This window comes from Serratia sp. SSNIH1 (genome assembly GCF_002935055.1).
Taxonomy (GTDB): Bacteria; Pseudomonadota; Gammaproteobacteria; order Enterobacterales; family Enterobacteriaceae; genus Serratia; species Serratia nevei.
The window spans coordinates 345346-367134 of sequence record NZ_CP026383.1 but is presented as its reverse complement, the minus strand read 5'-3'; the positions used below and the strand labels follow the sequence as shown (position 1 = coordinate 367134).

General features: G+C 60.6%; 24 protein-coding genes. 12 read left to right on the top strand and 12 right to left on the bottom strand.

Annotation, left to right across the window (positions count from 1 at the left end; all coding sequences use genetic code 11):
• Positions 1-17: 17 nt before the first annotated feature.
• The 3 genes from C3F38_RS01740 to gpmM are packed head-to-tail and all read right to left on the bottom strand — an operon-like array spanning position 18 to position 3862.
• The gene (locus C3F38_RS01740) at positions 18-971 is read right to left on the bottom strand and encodes a divergent polysaccharide deacetylase family protein (RefSeq protein ID WP_055317236.1); all 954 of its coding nucleotides are present in this window, start codon (positions 969-971) and stop codon (positions 18-20) included.
• A gap of 2 nt (positions 972-973) precedes the next feature.
• The gene (gene envC / locus C3F38_RS01735; protein ID WP_038872616.1) at positions 974-2308 is read right to left on the bottom strand and encodes a murein hydrolase activator EnvC; all 1335 of its coding nucleotides are present in this window, start codon (positions 2306-2308) and stop codon (positions 974-976) included.
• Between the two features lie 9 nt (positions 2309-2317).
• Positions 2318-3862 (bottom strand): 2,3-bisphosphoglycerate-independent phosphoglycerate mutase, encoded by a 1545-nt coding sequence (gene gpmM / locus C3F38_RS01730; RefSeq protein WP_038872619.1) that lies wholly within the window; start codon positions 3860-3862, stop codon positions 2318-2320.
• A gap of 297 nt (positions 3863-4159) precedes the next feature.
• Here gpmM and C3F38_RS01725 point away from each other — a divergent pair, with 297 nt between their 5' ends.
• The 5 genes from C3F38_RS01725 to cysE all read left to right on the top strand — a co-directional run bounded on the left by C3F38_RS01725 (position 4160) and on the right by cysE (position 7343).
• The gene (locus C3F38_RS01725; RefSeq protein WP_038872623.1) at positions 4160-4594 is read left to right on the top strand and encodes a rhodanese-like domain-containing protein; all 435 of its coding nucleotides are present in this window, start codon (positions 4160-4162) and stop codon (positions 4592-4594) included.
• Positions 4595-4622: 28 nt separating this feature from the next.
• Entirely contained in the window at positions 4623-4871 is a 249-nt protein-coding gene (grxC, locus tag C3F38_RS01720) for a glutaredoxin 3 (RefSeq protein WP_004931142.1), read from the top strand.
• Between the two features lie 57 nt (positions 4872-4928).
• Complete coding sequence (gene secB / locus C3F38_RS01715; RefSeq protein ID WP_025304678.1) at positions 4929-5399, top strand: protein-export chaperone SecB; 471 nt, start codon at positions 4929-4931, stop codon at positions 5397-5399.
• Positions 5399-6418, top strand: a complete 1020-nt coding sequence (gpsA, locus tag C3F38_RS01710; protein ID WP_038872626.1) for an NAD(P)H-dependent glycerol-3-phosphate dehydrogenase — start codon at positions 5399-5401, stop codon at positions 6416-6418. The genes secB and gpsA overlap by 1 nt, the downstream gene beginning before the upstream one ends.
• A 103-nt stretch (positions 6419-6521) precedes the next feature.
• Positions 6522-7343 carry a serine O-acetyltransferase gene (gene cysE, locus C3F38_RS01705; protein WP_004931135.1) on the top strand — a complete coding sequence of 274 codons (822 nt, stop codon included), beginning with the start codon at positions 6522-6524 and terminating at the stop codon, positions 7341-7343.
• Positions 7344-7404: 61 nt separating this feature from the next.
• On the opposite strand, the gene C3F38_RS01700 is transcribed toward cysE, so the two are convergent.
• The 5 genes from C3F38_RS01700 to cpxR form a co-directional block, all read right to left on the bottom strand.
• The gene (locus C3F38_RS01700) at positions 7405-8076 is read right to left on the bottom strand and encodes a DUF3313 domain-containing protein (RefSeq protein WP_038872629.1); all 672 of its coding nucleotides are present in this window, start codon (positions 8074-8076) and stop codon (positions 7405-7407) included.
• Positions 8077-8179: 103 nt separating this feature from the next.
• Positions 8180-8953, bottom strand: a complete 774-nt coding sequence (locus tag C3F38_RS01695) for a CHAD domain-containing protein (protein WP_055317013.1) — start codon at positions 8951-8953, stop codon at positions 8180-8182.
• 61 nt (positions 8954-9014) lie between these two features.
• Complete coding sequence (gene trmL, locus C3F38_RS01690; protein ID WP_004931130.1) at positions 9015-9488, bottom strand: tRNA (uridine(34)/cytosine(34)/5-carboxymethylaminomethyluridine(34)-2'-O)-methyltransferase TrmL; 474 nt, start codon at positions 9486-9488, stop codon at positions 9015-9017.
• Positions 9489-9531: 43 nt separating this feature from the next.
• Complete coding sequence (cpxA, locus tag C3F38_RS01685) at positions 9532-10926, bottom strand: envelope stress sensor histidine kinase CpxA (protein WP_103767504.1); 1395 nt, start codon at positions 10924-10926, stop codon at positions 9532-9534.
• Positions 10923-11621: an envelope stress response regulator transcription factor CpxR gene (gene cpxR / locus C3F38_RS01680; protein ID WP_004931124.1), complete on the bottom strand. Its 699-nt coding sequence runs from the start codon at positions 11619-11621 to the stop codon at positions 10923-10925. The genes cpxA and cpxR overlap by 4 nt, the downstream gene beginning before the upstream one ends.
• A gap of 148 nt (positions 11622-11769) precedes the next feature.
• On the opposite strand from cpxR, the gene cpxP reads away from it, so the two are divergent.
• From cpxP to C3F38_RS01660, 4 genes are all read left to right on the top strand, one after another.
• Complete coding sequence (cpxP, locus tag C3F38_RS01675; RefSeq protein ID WP_004931122.1) at positions 11770-12249, top strand: cell-envelope stress modulator CpxP; 480 nt, start codon at positions 11770-11772, stop codon at positions 12247-12249.
• Positions 12250-12381: 132 nt separating this feature from the next.
• Positions 12382-13284 carry a CDF family cation-efflux transporter FieF gene (fieF, locus tag C3F38_RS01670; RefSeq protein WP_055317014.1) on the top strand — a complete coding sequence of 301 codons (903 nt, stop codon included), beginning with the start codon at positions 12382-12384 and terminating at the stop codon, positions 13282-13284.
• A 231-nt stretch (positions 13285-13515) separates the two neighbouring features.
• Entirely contained in the window at positions 13516-14478 is a 963-nt protein-coding gene (pfkA, locus tag C3F38_RS01665) for a 6-phosphofructokinase (RefSeq protein WP_004931116.1), read from the top strand.
• Between the two features lie 186 nt (positions 14479-14664).
• On the top strand, positions 14665-15654 hold the full coding sequence (locus tag C3F38_RS01660; protein ID WP_055317015.1) for a sulfate ABC transporter substrate-binding protein: 990 nt from the start codon (positions 14665-14667) through the stop codon (positions 15652-15654).
• 65 nt (positions 15655-15719) lie between these two features.
• Here the strand turns inward: C3F38_RS01660 and tpiA are convergent, their stop codons facing one another.
• Both tpiA and C3F38_RS01650 read right to left on the bottom strand, forming a co-directional pair.
• Positions 15720-16487 carry a triose-phosphate isomerase gene (tpiA, locus tag C3F38_RS01655; protein ID WP_004931113.1) on the bottom strand — a complete coding sequence of 256 codons (768 nt, stop codon included), beginning with the start codon at positions 16485-16487 and terminating at the stop codon, positions 15720-15722.
• Positions 16488-16615: 128 nt separating this feature from the next.
• Positions 16616-17200, bottom strand: a complete 585-nt coding sequence (locus C3F38_RS01650) for a DUF1454 family protein (RefSeq protein ID WP_038872643.1) — start codon at positions 17198-17200, stop codon at positions 16616-16618.
• 199 nt (positions 17201-17399) lie between these two features.
• On the opposite strand from C3F38_RS01650, the gene C3F38_RS01645 reads away from it, so the two are divergent.
• Positions 17400-17819: a DUF805 domain-containing protein gene (locus C3F38_RS01645; RefSeq protein WP_038872646.1), complete on the top strand. Its 420-nt coding sequence runs from the start codon at positions 17400-17402 to the stop codon at positions 17817-17819.
• 11 nt (positions 17820-17830) lie between these two features.
• Here the strand turns inward: C3F38_RS01645 and fpr are convergent, their stop codons facing one another.
• Both fpr and C3F38_RS01635 read right to left on the bottom strand, forming a co-directional pair.
• Positions 17831-18577, bottom strand: coding sequence for a ferredoxin--NADP(+) reductase (gene fpr / locus C3F38_RS01640; protein WP_038872649.1), 747 nt, complete (start codon positions 18575-18577; stop codon positions 17831-17833).
• A gap of 3 nt (positions 18578-18580) precedes the next feature.
• Complete coding sequence (locus tag C3F38_RS01635) at positions 18581-19192, bottom strand: metalloregulator ArsR/SmtB family transcription factor (protein ID WP_038872652.1); 612 nt, start codon at positions 19190-19192, stop codon at positions 18581-18583.
• Between the two features lie 297 nt (positions 19193-19489).
• Here C3F38_RS01635 and emrD point away from each other — a divergent pair, with 297 nt between their 5' ends.
• The gene (gene emrD, locus C3F38_RS01630; RefSeq protein WP_004931102.1) at positions 19490-20674 is read left to right on the top strand and encodes a multidrug efflux MFS transporter EmrD; all 1185 of its coding nucleotides are present in this window, start codon (positions 19490-19492) and stop codon (positions 20672-20674) included.
• A gap of 134 nt (positions 20675-20808) precedes the next feature.
• Positions 20809-21783 (top strand): dicarboxylate transporter/tellurite-resistance protein TehA, encoded by a 975-nt coding sequence (gene tehA / locus C3F38_RS01625; RefSeq protein WP_047729618.1) that lies wholly within the window; start codon positions 20809-20811, stop codon positions 21781-21783.
• Positions 21784-21789 lie beyond the last annotated feature (6 nt).

Below are 21789 nucleotides of genomic sequence, written 5' to 3'. Positions count from 1 at the left end.
GGAATTCCGGCCCTTTTTTATGCTTGCGGTTTGGCTTGCGTCCAGTGCTGCCAATGACGCTTGATGAAGGTCACCGGCGGCGAGCTGGCGATGCTGTCGGCGATGACGCCCAGCGCGGTACCGGCGTTGGTTTTTTCCTTCGGCGGTTTGACCTTGCACTGCTTGATGCCGCCGCTGAACGGGTTCTTCGGCTGCGGTTTTTGCGGTTGGACCGGCGGTGGGACGTAGCTGCCGCCAGCATTGCCCTGCGGTTCGTTCAGCAGCGCGCTCGGTTTGACCAACACGATATCGGCGGGCAGCGACGGCAGCATCTGCTGCAGCACCTTTACCGTCGCCGGGCGCGGGTGGCCGATGGCGATGGCGGAGCCGTTGCGCCGCGCCAATTCGACCGCGCGGTTGAACTGGCGGCGGATGTCGGCTTCGTTCGCGGTATCGTCGAGAAACACCTTGCGTTTGATCACTTTCACGCCGGTGCCGGCCGCGGCGCGGGTCGCCTGGCTGCTGCCGATGGTCATGCTGTCGAGGAAGTACAGGCGGTAGCTTTCGAGCGCCTGCATCACTTTCTGCATGCCCGGCAGGCTGGAGGTCATGGCGCTGCCCATGTGGTTGTTCATGCCGACCGCGTAGGGCACGTTGTTCACCGCATTGCGGATGATGCGCTGGATCTCGTCGCTGCTCATGGAGGGCTGCAGGGTATCGCGCTCCAGCGGCTGCTTGCTGAGCGGCGCCATCGGCATGTGGATCAAGACTTCGCGGCCCTGGCTGTGGGCGCGGGTGGCCATCAGGCGGGCATGCGGCGCGTTGGGCAACACCGCGACCGAGATCGCCGTCGGCATTTGCAGCACCGCGTTTTCTTCGTGAGGGCGGTAGCCCACGTCATCGATGACGATGGAGAGTTTTCCTGCCTGCGCAGCGTAAACCTGCAGCAGACAGCCTATTAACAGAGCTGTTCGGGTTTTGACATAGCGCAAATCTATCTTCCCAACCACGGCAGTGGGTTAACCGCCTGTCCCTGACGACGGATTTCGAAATAGAGCGACGGCGTTCCCTGGCCGCCGCTGGTGCCGACCAGAGCGATCGGCTGGCCGGCGCGCACCTGCGCCCCGACGTTGACCAACGCGCTTTGGTTGTAGCCGTACACGCTCATGTCGCCTTTACCGTGTTCGACCACCACCATCAGGCCATAGCCTTGCAGCCAGTCGGCCAGCAGCACGCGGCCATCGGCGACGGCTTTCACTTCGCTGCCTTCGCGGGCTTCGATCACCATGCCTTTCCAGCGTAGCTCGCCCTGCTGCTGTTCGCCAAAGCCGTGCAGCGTGCGGCCGCGCACCGGCCACATCAGCTGGCCGGCCGGACGACCGAGGCCGCCGGTTCGCGCCATCAGCGAGCGATCGGCTTCGCTAGGTTTGTAGGTCGTGCCGGTTTTCTTCGCCTGCTGCTCCTTGATGCGCACCTGTTCGCGCACCTTGGCCGCTTCACGCGCTTCGCGTTCGGCGCGCGCACGGGCTTCGCGCTCCGCCCGAGCGATCTTGTCGCGCATGCGGGCTTCGTTCTGGCGCAGTTCCACCAGGCGTTGTTGATCTTTTTCCAGCGAGGCTTCCAGCGCGGTCAGCGTTTTCTTGCGGGCGCCGCGCGCCTGCTCCAGCTTTTGCTGCTGCGTCTGTTGCTCGCCCAGTAAGGATTTTTGCTGGCCCTGTTTGGCCACCAGCGTGGTTTTTTGCTTCGCCAGCTCGGCGCGGGTCTGCTTCAGCTCTTCGATGGTTTTCTGACGCGCTTCGTTCAGATAGCCGAAATAGGCCAGAATACGTTCGCTGCGCTGGCTTTCTTCACCGCTGAGGATCAGCTGCACGGCGCTGTGCTGCCCTTGCCGGAAGGCGGCATCGAGCTGTTTGGCGAGGAGGTTCTGTTGGGCCGATTGCTGCTTTTGCAGTTTGGCTATCGAGGCGTTCAGGCCGGAAATGTCTTTGCCCAGCTGGGTGAGCGTGCCCTGGGTGTCGCGCAACTGGCGGCTGGCTTGGGCGATGGTTTTTTCCTGCTGACGCAGCTGATCCTGCAGCGAGCTGCGCTGCTGTTGCTGCTGCTTCACCGCTTTTTCTTTCTCGGCGATGCTCTGCTGGATGTCTTTCAGCTGGGATTTATTGTCTTCCGCCGCCTGGCCGGCGAGCGGCAACAGCAAGACGCCAGCGCAAAATACGCTGGCGCACATGGCGGTGAACATCCTTGGCGCGGTGCGTTCAGGCAGCGGTCGGCTGCCTGCGTTTGCGCTTCGGGTTACCCTTGATAGTGCAAAAAACGCCTTCTCCCTCATGGAGAAGGATTATTCCACGATGAACAGCGGCTTACCAGTCATCTCTTGCGGGATTTCCATTCCCATCAGCGTTAACAGGGTTGGCGCGATGTCCGAAAGCTTGCCGCCTTCGACCGCCCGCGCCGGTTTGCCGACGTAAATCAATGGCACCGGCAGGCTGGTGTGGGCGGTGTGCGCCTGGCCGGTGGCCGGATCGCGCATCTGCTCGGCGTTGCCGTGATCGGCGGTGATCAGTAGCTGGCCGTCGACGTCGCGCACCGCATCAACCACCTGGGCGATGCAGGCGTCCAACGTTTCCACCGCTTTGACCGCCGCTTCATACACGCCGGTATGCCCCACCATGTCGCCGTTCGGGTAGTTGCAGATAATGGCATCGTATTTGCCGCTGCGGATGGCGCTCAGCAGCTTGTCGGTCAGCTCGGCGGCGCTCATCTCCGGCTGCAGATCGTAGGTGGCGACCTTCGGTGAGTTGACCAGCACGCGGTCTTCGCCCTTGAACGGCGCTTCCACGCCGCCGTTATAGAAGAAGGTGACGTGGGCGTATTTTTCGGTTTCCGAGATGCGCAGCTGGGTTTTGTCGTGCTTCATCAGCCATTCGCCGAAGGTGTTGGCCAGCGACGCCGGCGGATAGGCGCAGGCGGTCGCGATGTCGGCGGCGTATTCGGTCAGCATCACGAAATCGCCGAACTGCACCTGTTTGGCGCGTGGGAAACCGTCGAAATCCGCGTTCACGAAGGCGCGGGTGATCTGGCGCGCGCGGTCGGCGCGGAAGTTCATGAAGATCAACGCGTCGCCGTCCTGCATCGCGGCATCGGCCTCACCGGCGGCGCGGATCACGGTCGGTCTGACGAACTCGTCGTTTTCACCGCGCTGATAAGCGGCCTGCAGGCCGGCGATCGCATCCTCGGCCACGGAGTCGCCTTTGGCCGCGGTCAGCAGGTCATAGGCCAGCTGCACGCGATCCCAGCGGTTGTCGCGGTCCATCGCGTAGTAGCGGCCGATCAGCGAGGCGATGCGCCCGACGCCCAACGCGGCGAAGGCGTCACGGCAGCGTTGCAGCGGGGCTTCGGCGCTGCGCGGCGGCGTGTCGCGCCCGTCGAGGAAGGCATGCAGATAAACGGCTTTGGCGCCGCGTTGTGCAGCCAGCTTGATCATGGCCAGGATGTGCTCGTCGTGGCTGTGCACGCCGCCCGGCGACAGCAGGCCCATGATATGCACCGCCTTGCCGGCCGCTACGGCCTTATCGACGGCGGCGGTCAGCACCGGGTTGGCGAAGAAGTCGCCGTCGGCGATCGCTTTGTCCAGCCGGGTCAGATCCTGGTACACGATGCGGCCGGCGCCCAGGTTGACGTGGCCGACTTCAGAGTTGCCCATTTGCCCATCGGGCAGGCCGACATCCAGCCCGGAAGCGGCGATCAGCGTATGCGGCTGCTCTCGCCACAGGCGATCCATCACCGGAGTGCCGGCGTTCAGGATCGCGTTGTCCTGCCGCTCTTCACGATGGCCGTAACCGTCCAGGATCACCAGTACCATCGGTTTTTTGTTGCTCGACATTGCATTGACCTCTTATGAACTTTTTAAGCTGCGAATAGCCATGCGCCCGCCGCAGGCATGGCTATTCGCCCTCGAAAAACCGGCTGATTTTACACCGCCGGCGGCGATAAATAGCCCAAAGAGATCAAGGTTGCGGCGAATCGCGCGGGCTTTTATGCTCTGACGTCGGGAATTTCTCAGCGCAGCCCGCAGTTTCTACAATCGCGCTTGCTTATTGGCTGTATTTGCCGCACTCGGCAGGTATACTCTGGAACCTTGACTTATTTATCCCTTAACTGACGGGAGTTGTTACACCCCATGCTGCAAGAAATTATGCCATTCGTAAGCAGACACCCTATTCTGAGCCTGGCTTGGATCGCTCTGCTGGTCGCCGTGATCGTCATGACCTTCAAAAGCCGTTTCTCCAAGGTTAAAGAGATCGCCCGCGGTGAAGCTATTCGCCTGATCAACAAAGAAGAAGCCGTGGTGGTCGACACCCGCAGCCGCGACGATTTCCGCCGTGGTCACCTGGCCAACGCCATCAACCTGACCGCCAGCGAAATCAAAAACGGCAGCCTGGGCGAGCTGGAAAAACACAAAGCGCAGCCGATCATCGTCGTGTGCGCCAACGGCACCGCCTCCCGCGAGCCGGCGGAGAACCTGAGCAAGGCCGGTTTTGAAAAGGTGACTATGCTGAAAGACGGCATTTCCGGCTGGAGCGGAGAAAACCTGCCGCTGGTGCGCGGTAAGTAACCGTTTAACCTATTTGAGGTGGCAATCCATGGCTAACATTGATATCTACACCAAAGCGACCTGTCCGTTCTGCCATCGCGCCAAGGCGCTGTTGAACAGCAAGGGCGCGGCGTTTAACGAGATCGCCATCGACGGCGATAACGCCAAGCGCGAAGTGATGATCGAGCGCAGCGGGCGCACCACGGTGCCGCAGATTTTCATCGACGGCCGGCATATCGGCGGCTGCGATGATTTATATGAACTCGATGCTCGCGGCGGCCTGGATCCGCTGCTTTAAGCAGCTTGCCGGTTCACCGAGTGTCAATAAGGACGTTTAACCAAGGGTATTACTCACATGTCAGAACAAAACAGCACCGAAATGGCTTTCCAGATCCAACGTATTTATACCAAGGACATCTCCTTCGAAGCGCCGAATGCGCCGCAGGTTTTCCAGCAGGAATGGCAGCCGGAAGTTAAACTTGATCTGGATACCGCGTCCAGCCAGCTGGCTGACGAAGTGTATGAAGTGGTACTGCGCGTAACCGTGACGGCGAGCCTGGGCGAAGAAACTGCGTTCCTGTGCGAAGTGCAACAGGCGGGCATCTTCTCGGTAGCAGGCATCGAAGGCACGCAGCTGGCGCATTGCCTGGGTGCATACTGCCCGAACATCCTGTTCCCGTATGCGCGCGAGTGCATCACCAGCCTGGTTTCCCGCGGCACATTCCCGCAGCTGAACCTGGCACCGGTCAACTTTGACGCGCTGTTCATGAACTATCTGCAGCAGCAGGCGGAAGGCGAAGGTGCCGCACCACATCAGGATGCCTGATGAACACCGTCAATGCTTCAATGACTGTCATCGGTGCCGGCTCGTACGGCACCGCATTGGCCATTACGCTGGCGCGTAACGGCCACTCCGTGGTGCTGTGGGGGCACAACCCCGCGCAAATTCAAACGTTGCAGCAAGATCGCTGCAATCAGGCGTTTCTGCCCGACGTTCCCTTCCCCGATACCCTGCTGCTTGAAGCCGATTTGGCGCGTGCGCTGGCGGCCAGCCGCGACGTGCTGGTGGTGGTGCCGAGCCACGTGTTCGGCGACGTGCTGCGCCAGCTGAAGCCGCATCTGCGCCCGGACGCCCGCATCGTGTGGGCCACCAAGGGGCTGGAAGCGGAAACCGGCCGGTTGCTGCAGGACGTGGCGCGTGAGGCGTTGGGCGAGACGATCCCGCTGGCGGTGCTCTCCGGGCCGACGTTCGCCAAAGAGCTGGCCGCCGGCCTGCCGACGGCGATCGCGCTGGCGGCGACCGATGCGCAGTTCGCCGACGATCTGCAACAGCTGCTGCACTGCGGCAAGAGCTTCCGCGTCTATAGCAATCCCGACTTCATCGGCGTGCAGCTTGGCGGCGCGGTGAAGAACGTGATCGCCATCGGCGCCGGCATGTCCGACGGCATCGGTTTCGGCGCCAACGCCCGCACCGCGTTGATTACACGCGGGCTGGCGGAAATGAGCCGTCTGGGTTCTGCGCTGGGCGCCGATCCTTCGACGTTCATGGGCATGGCGGGGCTGGGGGATCTGGTGCTAACCTGCACGGACAACCAATCGCGCAACCGCCGCTTCGGTATTATGCTGGGGCAGGGCAAAGGCGTACAGGAAGCGCAGGACAGCATCGGCCAGGTGGTCGAGGGCTATCGCAATACCAAAGAGGTGTTGGCGCTGGCGCAGCGGCACGGCGTGGAAATGCCGATCACCGAACAGATTTATCAGGTGCTTTACTGCCATAAAGACGCACGCGAAGCGGCGCTGAGCCTGCTGGGGCGAGCCCGAAAGGACGAAAAACCCAGCGCGTGACATAAAACGATATGCCGGGGCAGCGTGCTGACCCCGCAAATGACCTGGGCCGCTTCGCGCTACCGTGCGAAGCGGCCCGTTTGGCAAGGCAGAGGGGAATGTGATGTCGTCAGAAGAGTTGGAGCAGGTCTGGAACAGCATTAAATCAGAAGCGCGAGCACTGGCTGATTGTGAACCGATGCTGGCCAGCTTTTTCCATGCGACGTTGCTCAAGCACGAGAATCTGGGCAGCGCGCTCAGCTATATGCTGGCCAACAAGCTGGCGACGCCGATCATGCCCGCCATCGCGGTGCGCGAGGTGGTGGAAGAGGCCTACAAGTCCGACAACCAGATGATCGTTTCGGCGGCGCGCGATATCCTTGCGGTGCGGCTGCGCGACCCGGCGGTCGATAAATACTCCACGCCGCTGCTTTACCTGAAAGGGTTCCATGCGCTGCAGGCTTACCGTATCGGTCACTGGCTGTGGCAGCAAGGGCGGCAAGCGCTGGCTATCTACCTGCAAAATCAAATTTCCGTTGCCTTCGGCGTGGACATCCACCCGGCGGCGACCATCGGCTGCGGCATCATGCTCGACCACGCCACCGGCATCGTGATCGGTGAAACGGCGGTGGTGGAGAACAACGTCTCTATCCTGCAGTCGGTCACCCTGGGCGGTACCGGTAAAACCAGCGGCGACCGTCACCCGAAAATTCGCGAAGGGGTGATGATTGGCGCCGGCGCCAAAATTCTCGGCAATATCGAAGTGGGCAAGGGCGCGAAGATCGGCGCGGGTTCGGTGGTCTTGCAGGCGATACCGCCGCACACCACCGCCGCCGGCGTGCCGGCGCGCATCGTCGGGCGTCCGGAGAGCGATACGCCGTCGATGGATATGGACCAATACTTCAACGGCACCAATCACGGCTTTGAGTACGGCGACGGCATTTGAGTGCCGTCTGCGCAGCCATTCAGGGGGAGCTTCGGCTCCCCCTGTGTTTTTCAGGCGGCGGTCAGCCCTGTTTCGGGAAGTTGGTGATATCGGTAACGATGTCGTCGATCGCCGCCTTGACGTCATCCGCCGTGACCGGCGTGCTGTCGTTGTTGACGGTTTTGCCGTAAGCCTTGCGTACCACTTCCATCACCGTTTTACCGGTATCCTGGTCGATCAGCTCGCCTTCGATATACAGCGCGGTATTTTGCGTCCGGTGCCCGGTAGCCGCCATGGTGCTGGCAACGACCGCCGCGACCGGTACCACCTCATAGAACTTCATGTCTTCGTTTTCGGCGGAAACGGCGGTGATGGCGAGTTTGGCTACCAACACACGTGAGCCTGCCGGGCTGGGCAGAATGGTGAAGCGGTTCTGCAACGCGGCTTTAATCCGCTGGGTCGCATACGCCTTGATTTTGTTCAGCGTGTCCTGGCTGACGCGCGTGGTCGGTTTTTCCGCCGGGAAATAGACCACCGGTTGGAAATAGAGGCCGCGGTAGTTGGATTCCTTGTAGTTTGGATCTATCCAGCGCAGCGTTTTATGGCCGCTTGGCGAGGTGGTTTCCTGCAGTTTGCTGTAATCGGACAAGAAGCCCGAATATTGAGACGTTTGGGTGACTTTGGACGAACAGCCCGCCAGCAACAGGCCCGCTGCCAGAACCGCCATGGCAACGCTCAAGCGTTGTTTCTTCATATGGTTTCCTAGATGAGTGGTGATTACCCTTACAAAACATAGCGCATTATCTGTGCCTCATCGGGCATTTTCGGGGCCGGGCGTGCCCTGCCGCGGCCTTTTTTCAGGATCGTGATGCGCCGCCGGTTTTCGCCGCCAGCGCCGGTGATAAGGCGGCGAGTAGGGTATCCGCTCTGGCCAGCGCCTGGCGTTGCTCAACTTGCCATAGGGGCAACAACGGCCAGAGATCCGCCTGATGCTCGGCCTGCAGGCACCAGACCTCCCGATCGTGCCAGTCGCCGAGGGCGTTTTGCGCCGCTTTGAGGCACGCCGTCGCTTCGGGAGAGAGGGGAAGGCGTTGCGGATAGGCTTCGGCGGCGTAACGCAGGCGTTTTATCAACAGCCGCAGACGGTGGCGATCGTAGCCGGTATCGGCCAATGCCCGGCGCAGTTGCCGTTGCTGGCGTTGCAGGCGTCGGTTCAGGCGGTATTTGGCGGTGCGTCGCGCGGTGCGGCGGAAGCGGCGCGGCCAGGCGTGTAACAGCGAGGGAAAGTCGATGAGCTGCGGATGGGTGAGCAGTTGACGGCAGCGAGCCTGAAGATCGCTCCGGCGCACGTTGGCCTGCCAATCGAGGCGATGGCGTGCCAGTTCGGCGATCAGCACCTCGAGATCGCGCAGCGGCGTCGTGAGCCGCCCTAACTCGGCGGCGGCCCGATCGAGCCGCGTTGCGCCGGGGCAGCCGCGCAACGGGCGCAACAGGCTGCGAATGCGGCGCAGACAGACGCGCAGGTCGTGCAGCGCTTCGCTGTCTTGCGCCTGCTGCAGCCGCAGCAGCGCCTCGTTCAGCGCCGTCTCGAGGCGGCGACGCTGGGTGACAATATCCTCGATGAAAGCCATGTGCCGTTCCTGGAGAGAACATCGCAGCGATGATGCTTCCAGTATGGCGCGTCGTCGCGGATTATGCCTTGATCAGCGCGCCGGCATAGTCCAGCTGCCGCCAGGCCTCATACACCACCACCGATACGGCATTCGACAGGTTCATGCTGCGGCTTTGCGCCTGCATCGGGATGCGGATTTTTTGCTGCGCAGGCAGCGCATCGAGGATGTCGGCGGGCAACCCGCGGGTTTCCGGGCCGAACAGCAGGTAGTCGCCGGCCTGATAGCTGACGGCGCTGTGCGCCGGCGTGCCTTTGGTGGTCAGGGCAAACAGCCGCTGTGGGTTTTCGGCGGCGAGAAAGGCGGCGTAATCGGCATGGCGGCTGACGCGGGTGAACTCATGGTAGTCCAACCCGGCGCGGCGCAGGCGCTTGTCGTCCCACGGGAATCCCAGCGGTTCGATCAGGTGCAGGTTAAAGCCGGTATTGGCACACAGGCGGATGATATTGCCGGTGTTGGGTGGAATTTCGGGTTCAAATAAAACGATGTTCAGCATGTTGCAGGCCCCTCGTGAACGAGGGGCGCAGGATAGCAAACTCTTACTGTTCTGTCTTAGTCGACAAACGTTGATGATGCAGCGGTAGCCACAGCACCAACCTCAGGCCGCCAAGCGGGCTGTCTTCGGCCTTCACCCAGCCGCGATGCTGGTTGACCGCCGCTTCGACGATCGCCAGGCCGAGGCCGGTGCCGCCGGATTCGCGGTCGCGCGCTTCATCGGTGCGGTAGAACGGACGGAAGATCTGCTCGCGGTCTTCGGCACTGACGCCGGGGCCGTCGTCGTCAACCTGGATGGTCACGCCCTGATTGTCGGCGCTGAACGCCACGGCAATGCGGGTGTGCGAATAACGCAGGGCATTGCGCACGATGTTTTCCAACGCGCTGTCCAGCGCACTCGCGTTGCCGAACAGCGTCCAAGGGCCGGGCGGCGCGGTGATCTCCAACTGCTTGCCCATCTGTTCCGCTTCGAAACGAGCATTGTCCAGCACGTCGGCCCACAGGTCGTTGGCCTTCAGCTGCTCGCGCGCCAGCTCGCCTTTTTGCTGCCCGCGCGACAGCGCCAGCAGATCGTTGATCATCGAATCCAGCCGCTGCGCTTCGGTTTCGATGCGCGCCAGCTCGTGGCCTTCACCATGGCGGCGGCGCATCAGCGCGGTGGCCAGCTGCAGGCGCGTCAGCGGCGTGCGCAGCTCGTGCGAGATGTCCGAGATCAGCCGTTGCTGCGCGTTCATCATGCGCTCCAGCGCGCTGACCATCTGGTTGAAGCTGGCGCCGGTGGCCAGAAACTCCTGCGGGCCGACCTCCAGTTCCGGATGCTGCTTCAGGTTGCCACGCGCCACGTCATCGGCGGCGTTCTTCAGCTTGCGCGCCGGTTTCGCCAGGCTCCAGGCCAGCCACAGCAGCAGCGGGGCGCTGATCAGCATGGTGACGATCAGCAGCAGCAGCGGCCGGTCGAACATCAGGTTGATGAAATCGGATTGCGGGCTGTTGGCGGGGCGGATCAGGTACAGCTGGTAGTTGTCTTCGCCGTCGCGTACCGCGAACGGCCCGACCAGCTCGACGCGGCCGTACTTTTTCTTCTTCGGATGATCTGAATTATCGGATTGGCCGATGAAGTTGCGGACGATCTGCATTTCATTGCGCTGCGCGCCGATCACCCGGCCTTCGCTGGTGACCAGCAGCAGGCGTTGGCCCGGTGGCGCCCATTTGTCGATGGCGCGGAACAGGCGGCGCCACCACATCAGATCGTTGGCCGGATCGTTTTGCAACTCGGCCTCGACGTGCTGTTCCAGCATCAACCCCTGCCGCTGCTCGCTGTCGAGCAGCGAGGTCATTTGGCGGGAGTCGAGCTTGGGCACCATCAGCACCAGCATTAGCACCAGGGCTAACGTGAACCAGAAAATGGCGAAGATGCGTGCCGTCAAACTGTTGATCATGTTGCAGATACCATCAAATAACCCCGCCCACGCAGGGTTTTGAACCACGGATGCCCGTCTTTGCGATCCGGCAGCTTACGCCGCAGGTTGGAAATGTGCATGTCGATGGCGCGATCGAACGGGGTCAGGCGTTTGCCCAGCACTTCCTGGCTCAGCAGTTCGCGCGACACAACCTGGCCGAGATGCTGCGCCAGCAGGTAAAGCAGGGTGAATTCGGTGCCGGTCAGATCCAGTACCTGGCCGTCGAAGCTGGCCTCCTGGCGGCCGGGGTTGAGCTGCAGGCCATCGACGTCCAGCGTCGGGGCGCCGCTGTCGACCTGCTGCTGCTGTTCGCTCCAGTTGGAACGGCGCAGAATGGCGCGAATGCGCGCGACCAGTTCGCGATCGTTGAAGGGTTTCGGCAGATAATCATCGGCGCCCAGCTCCAGGCCCAGCACGCGGTCCAGTTCGCTGCCGCGCGCGGTCAGCATGATGACCGGCGTCTGGTGATGTTGGCGCAGTTCTTTCAGCGTATCGATGCCGTTTTTCTTCGGCATCATGATGTCGAGCAGCAGCAGATCGACGGAGCTGTCCAGCAGCGACAACGCCTGCTCGCCATCGTGCGCGACGACGATATTAAAACCTTCCATTTCAAGCAGTTCTTTTAACAGCGAGGTTAACTCGCGGTCGTCGTCAACTAACAGAATCTTGTTCATTATGATTTACCTCCAGACGCAAAATACGTCATCAACTGTTGCCATTCCATGACTTTACGTAGTTTTACATGCACTGACGCAGGTTTTCAGGTGTAGCGGTACACTGCTCCTCGTTGATTCGCAAAGTGAGAAAGCTTGAGGAGTTGAAATGCGTAAGGTGACCGCATTAGTTATGGCATCACTGCTGGCAATTGGTTCGACCGCTGCCTTCGCTGCCGACACTATACCGGACACAGCCCAACCTCCCGGCAACGACGCGATGACCCGAATACCCGGCCAGCACCATATGTTCGACGGTGTCAGCCTCAGTGAACAGCAGCGCCAGCAAATGCGCGATTTGATGCGCCAGGCCCGGCACGATCTGCCTGGTGTCAATGTAGCTGAAATGGAAGCCATGCATAAACTGGTGACCGCAGAGAAATTTGACGAAGCCGCCGTGTATGCCCAGGCGGAAAAGATGGCCCAACAGCAGGTCAAGCGCCAGGTCGAAATGGCCCGGGTGCGCAACCAAATGTATAACCTGCTGACGCCAGAGCAAAAAAGTGTTTTAGACCAGAAACATCAGCAGCGTATGCAGCAGATGGAGCAACAAATTTCTGGTTTGCAACAAGCTTCTGCCCAGAAGTGAAGTACGACTGAGTAGTCCCCTGTTTTTCCTTGCCATAGACACCATCCCTGTCTTCCCCGCCATGATGGCGGGGTTTTTTTTATCCGACATTTCGCTATATTGAGCGCCACACCTTTTGACCGGGATCCCTTCATGGAACAGCGCTATGCACGCATGGTAAAGTCCGCTGCGTTAGCCGCTACCGCACTGGCGTCGTCGCTGCTGTTGATCAAAATCGTCGCCTGGTACCACACCGGTTCGGTCAGCCTGCTGGCGGCGCTGGTGGATTCGCTGGTCGATATTGCCGCCTCGCTGACCAACCTTCTGGTGGTGCGCTATTCGCTGCAGCCGGCCGATGCCGAGCACACCTTTGGCCACGGCAAAGCGGAGTCGCTGGCGGCGCTGGCGCAAAGCATGTTTATTTCCGGCTCCGCCCTGTTTCTGTTCCTCACCGGCTTCCAGCATTTGTATGCGCCGCAAACGCTGCGCGATCCCGGCGTTGGGGTCGTCGTGACGGTGATCGCGTTGATCAGCACACTGATTCTGGTCACCTATCAACGTTGGGTGGTCAGAAAAACGCGCAGCCAGGCGGTGCGCGCAGATATGCTGCATTATCAGTCAGATGTCATGATGAATGGTGCTATTCTTATCGCTCTTGGGCTAAGCTGGTACGGCTTCCAGCGGGCGGACGCGCTGTTCGCGCTGGGCATCGGCGTTTACATCCTGTATAGCGCGCTGTGCATGGGCTACGAAGCGGTGCAGTCGCTGCTGGATCGGGCGTTGCCGGATGACGAACGCCAGGCGATTATCGAGGTGGTTTCCTCTTGGCCCGGGGTGAAAGGCGCGCACGATCTGCGCACGCGGCAGTCGGGGCCGACGCGTTTCATCCAGCTGCATCTGGAGATGGAGGACACGCTGCCGCTGCGTGAGGCGCATCGGTTGGCCGATCAGGTGGAACAGGCGTTGCGGCACCGTTTTGCGGGGGCGGACGTCATCATTCACCTGGATCCGTGCTCCGTGGTGCCGCCGGGTAGGCAGGGGCATTGGGAGCTATAATCAGATAGAGGCACAGATCGAAGTATTATCATGAATATCTGAGTTAGCTCAGCGTGCCATGCGGTGTTTTTACCGTTATATTGCGTGACTTGAATCAATTCAGCTGGGTGTTTTTGATATAATATCCAGCAATAAGCCGTAAAGCTGGTTTTCTGCAGCCGGAGAGGTTTCAAGACGATCGGCGGAGACAGAATTCTTAAGAAATTGCATCTACACAGTTCAGAGGTAGTCATGATCAAGAAAATCGGTGTACTGACGAGCGGCGGTGATTCGCCGGGTATGAACGCTGCAATCCGCGGCGTTGTGCGTTCTGCGCTTTCAGAAGGTCTGGAAGTTTTTGGTATTTACGATGGCTACCTTGGCTTGTACGAAGATCGCATGGAGCAGCTGGACCGCTATAGCGTGTCCGACATGATCAACCGCGGCGGCACCTTCCTCGGTTCGGCCCGCTTCCCGGAGTTCAGGGATGAAAACGTGCGCGCCAAGGCGATTGAAAACCTGAAGAATCGCGGCATCGACGCGCTGGTGGTGATCGGCGGCGACGGTTCCTACATGGGCGCCAAACGCCTGACGGAAGAAGGCTTCCCGTGCATCGGTCTGCCGGGCACCATCGATAACGACGTTGCCGGCACCGACTACACCATCGGTTACTTCACCGCGCTGGAAACCGTGGTGGAAGCGATCGACCGCCTGCGCGATACCTCCTCTTCGCACCAGCGTATCTCCATCGTGGAAGTGATGGGCCGTTACTGCGGCGATCTGACGCTGGCGGCGGCGATTGCCGGCGGTTGCGAATTCATCGTGCTGCCTGAAATCGAATTCAACCGCGAAGATCTGGTGTGCGAAATCAAGGCCGGTATCGCCAAGGGTAAAAAACACGCCATCGTGGCGATCACCGAGCACATCTGCGACATCGATGAGCTGGCGCGCCACATCGAGCAGGAAACCAAGCGTGAAACCCGCGCCACCGTGCTGGGCCACATTCAACGCGGCGGTTCGCCGGTTGCCTACGATCGCATCCTGGCCTCGCGCATGGGCGCCTACGCCATCGAGCTGCTGCTGCAGGGCTACGGCGGCCGCTGCGTCGGTATCCAGAACGAAAAAATGGTGCACCACGACATCATCGACGCGATCGAAAACATGAAGCGTCCGTTCAAGGGCGACTGGCTGGAAACGGCGAAAAAACTGTACTGATACGCCGCTCACCGCACGACAGAAAAGCCTCCGCTCGCGGGGGCTTTTTTATGCCCGTCGGCGATATATTCCGGAATCATCTATCCCAAAATTTTTTATTCTTTAATTGCCGGGAAAGTTTCTGGCAGGCTCTGATGCTAAATCAACCGATTGAGGTTGCGCTTAATTTTCTGGGAGAGCCTGTCGATGCGTAAATGGGGTGTAGGTCTGACATTGGTGCTGTTGGCGTCCGGCGCCATGGCGAAGGATATTCAATTGCTGAACGTGTCCTACGATCCGACGCGTGAGTTCTATCAGGCTTACAACACGGCATTCAGCAAGCACTATCAGGCGGAAACCGGCGACAAGGTGACGGTGCGCCAGTCGCATGGCGGCTCCGGCAAACAGGCGACTTCGGTGATCAACGGTATCGAGGCCGACGTGGTGACGCTGGCATTGGCCTATGACGTCGACGCCATCGCCGAACGCGGGCGTATCGAGAAAGACTGGATCAAACGCCTGCCGGACAACTCGGCGCCTTACACCTCGACCATCGTCTTCCTGGTGCGCAAAGGCAACCCGAAACAAATTCACGACTGGCCCGATTTGCTCAAGCCGGGCGTGTCGGTGATCACCCCGAACCCGAAAACCTCCGGCGGTGCCCGCTGGAACTACCTGGCCGCCTGGGGCTACGCGTTGCACCACAACAACAACGATAAGGTCAAGGCGCAGGAGTTCGTCAAAAACCTGTACAAGAACGTCGAAGTGCTGGATTCCGGCGCGCGCGGCTCGACCAACACCTTCGTTGAGCGCGGCATCGGCGACGTACTGATCGCCTGGGAAAACGAAGCGTTGCTGGCGGAGAAAGAGCTGGGCAAAGACAAGTTCGAGATTATCACCCCGAGTGAATCGATCCTGGCCGAACCGACGGTGTCGGTAGTGGATAAGGTGGTCGATAAACGCGGTACCCGCGATGTGGCGACCGCCTACCTGAAGTATCTGTATTCGCCGGAAGGGCAGACCATCGCGGCACAGCACTATTACCGTCCGCGCGATGCGGCGGTGGCGGCCAAGTTCGCCGGGCAGTTCCCACAGCTGAAGCTGTTCACCGTGGATGACACCTTCGGCGGCTGGACCGAAGCGCAGAAGGTGCACTTCGCCACCGGCGGCGTGTTCGATGAGATCAGCAAACGCTGATGCCGGCTGAGCGGCAATAAAAAACCCCGGCAAGCCGGGGTTTTTTTATGGCAAGCCTAAGGCAATCAGGCTTTTTTCGCTGCGGCAGCGGCTTTGACGATCACGGCGAAAGCGTCGGCTTTCAGCGAGGCGCCGCCAACCAGCGCGCCGTCGATGTCCGGCTGAGAGAACAGCTCTGCGGCGTTCTTGTCGTTCACCGAGCCGCCGTACTGGATGATGATTTCAGCGGCAACCGCGGCATCGTGTTTGGCGATGTGGTCACGGATAAATTTGTGCACGGCCTGCGCTTGCGCAGGGGTAGCGGACTTACCGGTACCGATGGCCCAGACCGGCTCATAGGCGATCACGGTGCCTTTCATCGCCGGTGCGCCCAGCGTTTTCAGCACGGCGTCGATCTGGCGCGCGCACACTTCTTCAGTTTTGCCCGCAGCGTTTTCCGCTTCGGTTTCACCGATGCACAGCACCGGGATCAGGCCGGCTTCTTTCAGCACGGCGAATTTCTCGGCGATGACTTCGTCGCTTTCTTTGTGGTAGGTGCGACGCTCGGAGTGGCCGATGATGATGTACTGGGCACCGACGTCTTTCAGCATGTTGGCGGAAACTTCACCGGTGAAGGCGCCGGACAGGTTAACGTCCACGTTCTGCGCGCCCAGCGCGATGCGGCTGCCGGCCAGCGCGTGCTTGGCCTGATCCAGATACATCACCGGCGGGGCGATGGCGACGCCACAGCCGTCAACGCTGCTCAGCTCATTGCGCAGGCCGGCGATCAGTTCGTTGACCATGTGGGTGCTGCCGTTAAGCTTCCAGTTACCCATAACTAATGGATGACGCATGTTTTTTTCCTCCAACTAGAAAACGCGAGAGTCGAAATGACAACTGCCGGACCGGCAGTTTACCTGCCCAACAGTATAGAGATCATTAAGCGCGAAGGCTTTGCTTTTCGTCATTAAATGCCGCGCCGTTACGGCTCGGAAAGCGCCAGCTTAATCGGTTCAACCGCGAAGGTTACGCCTTTATCGCCGTTGTCCGAGACGACATAGCGAATGGCGCCGACCTGCTGTTGGTAAAAGCGCGACCCTTTGCCTTTTTCCAGCAGGTTGTTCACCTTGTTCTGGCTCTGTTCCACCGTCAACGCCGGTTCGAACTGGCGCATCAGCGCCGCCATATAGCTGATGGCGATGGCACGCGCGGCTTTTTCTTCATTGGCCTGCTGCAGCGGCAGGTGAGTGATCTGCAACGTTTTGATTTTACCGGTGCCTTTCTCCAGCGCGGTGGAGGCGTACAGGTTTTCGTTGAGTTTGCTGGCGGCGCGCGTCAGCAGCGGCGAATCGTCTTCGGTGGCGGGAATGGCGCGGAATTCGCCAATCGGCAGCTTCGGGTTATCGCGGTTGTATTTTTCGCGGAATTTGACCACCGTCAGATCGAACGTCGGTGCCCCGGCCAGCAGGTAAGGTGCGGCGGGCGTCGCATCGGCGGGCGGCGGATCGGCCCAGGCGCTGGCGGCCACCTGCAGCAGGCAGGCGATGACGAGGGTTTTTCTCAGCATGGCGTATGGCATCAAGGACAAAGATGGCTCCGATTAAAGCGATAACCTGCGGGGCTTGTCAAAGATCCCACGCCATTATCGGTTCGCTGACGAGAAAGCTGTGCGGCGCACCGCGTTATGCGAGGCGGAAAACTCGGCCCGGCAGCGCCTATGTTACACTGCGGCGCAGAATATGGGCAGGCTTAGAGCGCAGGAATCGATGACGTTACAACAGTGGTGTTTTTCTTTTAGGGGCCGCATCGGGCGGCGCGACTTCTGGATTTGGATGGGGCTGTGGTTGGCGCTGATGGCAGCGGCGTTTACGCTGGCCAATTATCAGCTGGTCGCCATCCAATCCATCGCCTTCTTTATCGTGGCGCTGCTGTGGCCGACGGCGGCGGTGCTGGTCAAGCGCCTGCACGATCGCAACAAGGCCGGCTGGTGGGCGCTGCTGCTGATCCTGGCGTGGATGCTGGCGGCGGGGAACTGGCAGATGCTGGCGCCGATCTGGCAATGGGGCGTCGGGCGTTTCATTCCGACGCTGATTATCGTGATGATGATGATCGATCTGGGTGCCTTCGTCGGCACGCCGGGAGATAACCGGTTCGGTCCGGAAGCCGAACCGGTGAAGTTCCGCTGACCCTCGCCGGGTTACCAGTAGTGTTCGCTGGTGATGTGGCCCGGCTTGCGGCGCAGGTGCTTGCGCATCTGGCGGTGGTCTTTCAGCGTTTGCTGGGTATCCCGCACCATTTGCGGGTTGCCGCACAGCATCACGTGGCTGGTTTCGGCGTCGATAGTCAAACCGATCGCCGCTTCCAGCCGGCCGTCCTCGATCAGCGCCGGCACACGGCCGGTCAATGAGCCTGGCGCCTCTTCGCGGCTGACGACGGTCTGGATACGCAGCTTGCCGTTGTAGCGTTGCTGCAGTTGCTGCATCAGCGGCAGGTAGCTCAGGTCACGCGCAAAGCGCGCGGCGTGCACTAGCACCAGGTTGTTGAAGCGCTCCAGGCCGGCGCCCTGCTGCAGAATCGACAAATAGGGGCCGATGGCGGTGCCGGTCGCCAGCATCCATAGCGTATCGCAGTCGGGCACCTCGTCCAGCACGAAGAAGCCGGCCGCTTCTTTGGTTACCATCACGTCCGAGCCCGGCTGCAGCTGGCTGAGGCGCGGGCTCAGTTTGCCTTCCGGCACGGTGACCAGATAGAACTCCAGATTGGCGTCGTCGGGGGCATTGACGTAGGAGTAGGCGCGTTGCACCCGTTCGCCGTCGATCTCCAGCGCCAGCTTGGCAAATTGCCCGGCGGTGAAAGGATCGATGGGGGCATTGACCACCAGGCTGAGCAGCCCGTCGGTCCATTGTTTTACCTGCGTAACCTTGCCGTTTACCCATTCAGCCATACTCTAAAGCTCCCGTGGTCGAATCAAATAAGCACAATGTCGTGAGCCGGAAATGGCGTGCGCGGTGCGCTCTACCCGGTAGTCGTTGCCGAACAGGCGGTGAAACAGCTGCAGCTCGGAATTGCACAGGCTGCTGCAGCTGGAACCGGCCACGCCAATCGGGCAGTGGTTTTCCACCAACAGCGCGCCGTGCGGGTGGTCGAACAATTCGGCCATGTAACCGTCGTGTTGCCTCAGGCGCACCAGGCGGGCTAACCGGTCCTGATGGCTGCGCTCGGCGGACAGCTCTTCGGCATAACGCAGATAAAGCTGCTCTTCGCGCGCGCTGAGCAACGGTTCCACCCCGGCGCCGCCAAACAGCTGCAGCGCGGATGCCCGCAGCCGCTCCTGATCGGCGGCGGCAAAGGCGTGCCCTCGCTCGGTCAGTGACCAGTAGCGCGTCGGGCGGCCGACCTTGCTGCGCGCTTCTTCGTAACAAACCAACTCACGTTTTTCCAGGGATTGCAGATGTTGTCGGATGCCCATCGGCGTGATGTCCAGACGCTCTGCCAGCATTTTGGCCGAGTGCGGGCCGAGAGCTTTTAACTGCAATAAAATCAGCTCAGGTGTTTTCATGAACCAAATCCCTATGGTGTTATTTTATTTCAAGTTGGTGAAAAGAATTATCGATTAAATGCTAAAGCGCGGCTACTGCAAGGGCGCTATTTTTAACTCCAAAGCGTTAGGCGTACAGTTTAATTTACGAGCCTGGTCGGGTTTGCTGCCAGTGTGACCTGGATCAATATCTGCCTGAAACTCGCTAAAAAAATCAGATTTGATTAGTTTATGCCGCCATAGAGGGCTGCTCGCCGTTCTGGCTGCTGCAACGGCCATACCGGGACGCTGTGACGAGTTGAAACGTTAACGAAGATAATGAGAAAACTAGAGAATTTTCACCTGCTGGTGATGCTTATCCTGTTGGTCGCCGTCGGCCAGATGGCGCAAACCATTTATGTTCCCGTGATTGCTGATATCGCCCACGATCTGTCGGTTCGCACCGGCGCCGTGCAACGGGTGATGGCGGCATATCTGCTGACCTACGGTTTCTCCCAGCTGATTTACGGGCCGATATCGGACCGTATCGGGCGTCGTCCGGTGATCCTGACCGGCATGATGATCTTCCTGGTCGGTGCGCTGGGCGCGCTGCTGTCCACCAACCTGACGATGCTGGTCGCCGCCAGCGCGATTCAGGGCATGGGCACCGGCGTGGCGGGCGTGATGGCGCGCACCATGCCGCGCGATCTGTATGCCGGCACCGCGCTGCGCTACGCCAACAGCCTGCTGAACATGGGGATTCTGGTTAGCCCGCTGTTGGCGCCGGTGATCGGCGGCGCATTGGCGATGGTGTTCGGCTGGCGCGCCTGTTACGCCTTCCTGCTGGCGCTGTGCGCCTGCGTCGCCTTCGCCATGTTTCGCTGGTTGCCGGAGACCCGCCCGGTGCAGACGGAAAAACGCCGCATGCTGGCCAGCTTCCGCCAGCTGCTGGGCGACAGCACCTTCAGCTGCTATCTGGTGATGCTGATCGGCGCGCTGGCGGGGATTGCGGTATTCGAGGCCAGCTGTGGCGTGTTGATGGGCGGCGTGTTGGGGCTGAGCGGCCTGACCGTCAGCATCCTGTTCATTCTGCCGATCCCGGCGGCGTTTTTCGGCGCCTGGTACGCCGGGCGCGACGGCAAGACCTTCCACACCCTTATGTGGCATTCGGTGATTAGCTGCCTGCTGGCGGGGGCGATGATGTGGATCCCGGGCTGGTTCGGCGTGATGAACATCTGGACGCTGATCGTGCCGGCCGCGCTGTTCTTCTTCGGCGCCGGCATGCTGTTCCCGCTGGCCACCACCGGGGCGATGGAGCCGTTCCCTTACCTGGCCGGCGCGGCGGGCGCGCTGGTGGGCGGCATGCAGAACATGGGATCGGGTCTCGCGACCTGGCTTTCTGCCATGCTGCCGCAAACCGGGCAGTTCAGCCTCGGATTGCTGATGTTCGCGATGGCGCTGCTGATCCTGCTGTGCTGGTGGCCGCTGTCCAACCGGATGCAACATCAGGGGCATACCGCATAACCCTCTTCCTGAACCGGCGCAGGCCTTAGTCTTGCAAGACGACTAAGGTCCTGCCGCCGGTTTGACCCAGGTTATTACTGCGCTGAGGCGATCGGCATACACTTTACCGACAGTATTTTTCCGGGTTATTCGCTATGTCATCACTGCAGTTCATTCAACGTGTTCCCGTCGGCTTCTTTGGGATGGTTCTGGGGGTTTTCGGCCTCGGCAGCGCCTGGCGATACGCCGCCACGCTCGGCTATGGGCCCGGCTGGCTGGGTGAGTCGCTCATCTTTCTCGGCAGTGCTATCTGGCTGGCGTTGGCGCTGATCTATCTCTGCCGCTGCCTGATTGACCCACGCGCGGTGCGTGACGAGTTTCGCAACAACACTCAGTTCAGTTTTATCAGCCTGCTTCCGGCAGGCGGCGTGTTGGTGTCCATCGGTCTGCACCCCTACAGCCTGCCGCTGGCGAATGGGCTGATGGTCGCGGGCTCCGTCGGCCAGCTCATCTTCTCGGCCTGGCGCTGTGCGCCGTTGTGGCGCGGCGAGTTCGCGTCGGAGGCCACGACGCCGGGATTCTACCTGCCGACGGTGGCCGCTAACTTTATCTGCGCGATGGCGTTTGGCACCGCCGGCCACCCTGATATCGGCATGATGTTTCTTGGCGCCGGTTTGATTTCATGGCTGACCCTCGAACCCGCCATCATCCACCGTCTGCGTACCAAAGCCGCGCTGCCGGCCGCCGCCCGCGGCGTTATCGGTATTCAGCTGGCTCCGGCTTTTGTCGCCTGCTACGCGTGGTTATGCGTCAATGGCAACGACTTCGATACGTTCGCCTTAATCCTGTTGGGCTACGGCCTGCTGCAGCTGTTTTTTATGTTCAGGTTGGTGCGTTGGTTTTTTGCCGGTGGCTTCAGCCCGGGCATGTGGGCTTTCTCGTTCGGCTTATCGGCGATGGCGAACGCGTCGCTGCGGTTGTTGCAGAGCCAGCGCGGGGCAGATATGCAAGTGCTGGCCTGGGGGCTGTTCGCGTTGGCTAACCTGCTGCTCATCGGCCTGATGGTGAAGACGCTGTGGCTGCTGTTGCGTGGGAAACTGCTGCCCGCCAAAACGCCGGTGGCGGGATGAACCCGC

Excerpts from the sequence above, each read along its gene's own strand:
- envC (WP_038872616.1), bottom strand. The coding sequence starts at position 2,308 with ATGAGGGAGAAGGCGTTTTTTGCACTATCAAGGGTAACCCGAAGCGCA.
- gpmM (WP_038872619.1), bottom strand. The coding sequence starts at position 3,862 with ATGTCGAGCAACAAAAAACCGATGGTACTGGTGATCCTGGACGGTTAC.
- C3F38_RS01725 (WP_038872623.1), top strand. The coding sequence starts at position 4,160 with ATGCTGCAAGAAATTATGCCATTCGTAAGCAGACACCCTATTCTGAGC.
- grxC (WP_004931142.1), top strand. The coding sequence starts at position 4,623 with ATGGCTAACATTGATATCTACACCAAAGCGACCTGTCCGTTCTGCCAT.
- secB (WP_025304678.1), top strand. The coding sequence starts at position 4,929 with ATGTCAGAACAAAACAGCACCGAAATGGCTTTCCAGATCCAACGTATT.
- gpsA (WP_038872626.1), top strand. The coding sequence starts at position 5,399 with ATGAACACCGTCAATGCTTCAATGACTGTCATCGGTGCCGGCTCGTAC.
- cysE (WP_004931135.1), top strand. The coding sequence starts at position 6,522 with ATGTCGTCAGAAGAGTTGGAGCAGGTCTGGAACAGCATTAAATCAGAA.
- C3F38_RS01700 (WP_038872629.1), bottom strand. The coding sequence starts at position 8,076 with ATGAAGAAACAACGCTTGAGCGTTGCCATGGCGGTTCTGGCAGCGGGC.
- C3F38_RS01695 (WP_055317013.1), bottom strand. The coding sequence starts at position 8,953 with ATGGCTTTCATCGAGGATATTGTCACCCAGCGTCGCCGCCTCGAGACG.
- trmL (WP_004931130.1), bottom strand. The coding sequence starts at position 9,488 with ATGCTGAACATCGTTTTATTTGAACCCGAAATTCCACCCAACACCGGC.
- cpxA (WP_103767504.1), bottom strand. The coding sequence starts at position 10,926 with ATGATCAACAGTTTGACGGCACGCATCTTCGCCATTTTCTGGTTCACG.
- cpxR (WP_004931124.1), bottom strand. The coding sequence starts at position 11,621 with ATGAACAAGATTCTGTTAGTTGACGACGACCGCGAGTTAACCTCGCTG.
- cpxP (WP_004931122.1), top strand. The coding sequence starts at position 11,770 with ATGCGTAAGGTGACCGCATTAGTTATGGCATCACTGCTGGCAATTGGT.
- fieF (WP_055317014.1), top strand. The coding sequence starts at position 12,382 with ATGGAACAGCGCTATGCACGCATGGTAAAGTCCGCTGCGTTAGCCGCT.
- pfkA (WP_004931116.1), top strand. The coding sequence starts at position 13,516 with ATGATCAAGAAAATCGGTGTACTGACGAGCGGCGGTGATTCGCCGGGT.
- C3F38_RS01660 (WP_055317015.1), top strand. The coding sequence starts at position 14,665 with ATGCGTAAATGGGGTGTAGGTCTGACATTGGTGCTGTTGGCGTCCGGC.
- tpiA (WP_004931113.1), bottom strand. The coding sequence starts at position 16,487 with ATGCGTCATCCATTAGTTATGGGTAACTGGAAGCTTAACGGCAGCACC.
- C3F38_RS01650 (WP_038872643.1), bottom strand. The coding sequence starts at position 17,200 with ATGCTGAGAAAAACCCTCGTCATCGCCTGCCTGCTGCAGGTGGCCGCC.
- C3F38_RS01645 (WP_038872646.1), top strand. The coding sequence starts at position 17,400 with ATGACGTTACAACAGTGGTGTTTTTCTTTTAGGGGCCGCATCGGGCGG.
- fpr (WP_038872649.1), bottom strand. The coding sequence starts at position 18,577 with ATGGCTGAATGGGTAAACGGCAAGGTTACGCAGGTAAAACAATGGACC.
- C3F38_RS01635 (WP_038872652.1), bottom strand. The coding sequence starts at position 19,192 with ATGAAAACACCTGAGCTGATTTTATTGCAGTTAAAAGCTCTCGGCCCG.
- emrD (WP_004931102.1), top strand. The coding sequence starts at position 19,490 with ATGAGAAAACTAGAGAATTTTCACCTGCTGGTGATGCTTATCCTGTTG.
- tehA (WP_047729618.1), top strand. The coding sequence starts at position 20,809 with ATGTCATCACTGCAGTTCATTCAACGTGTTCCCGTCGGCTTCTTTGGG.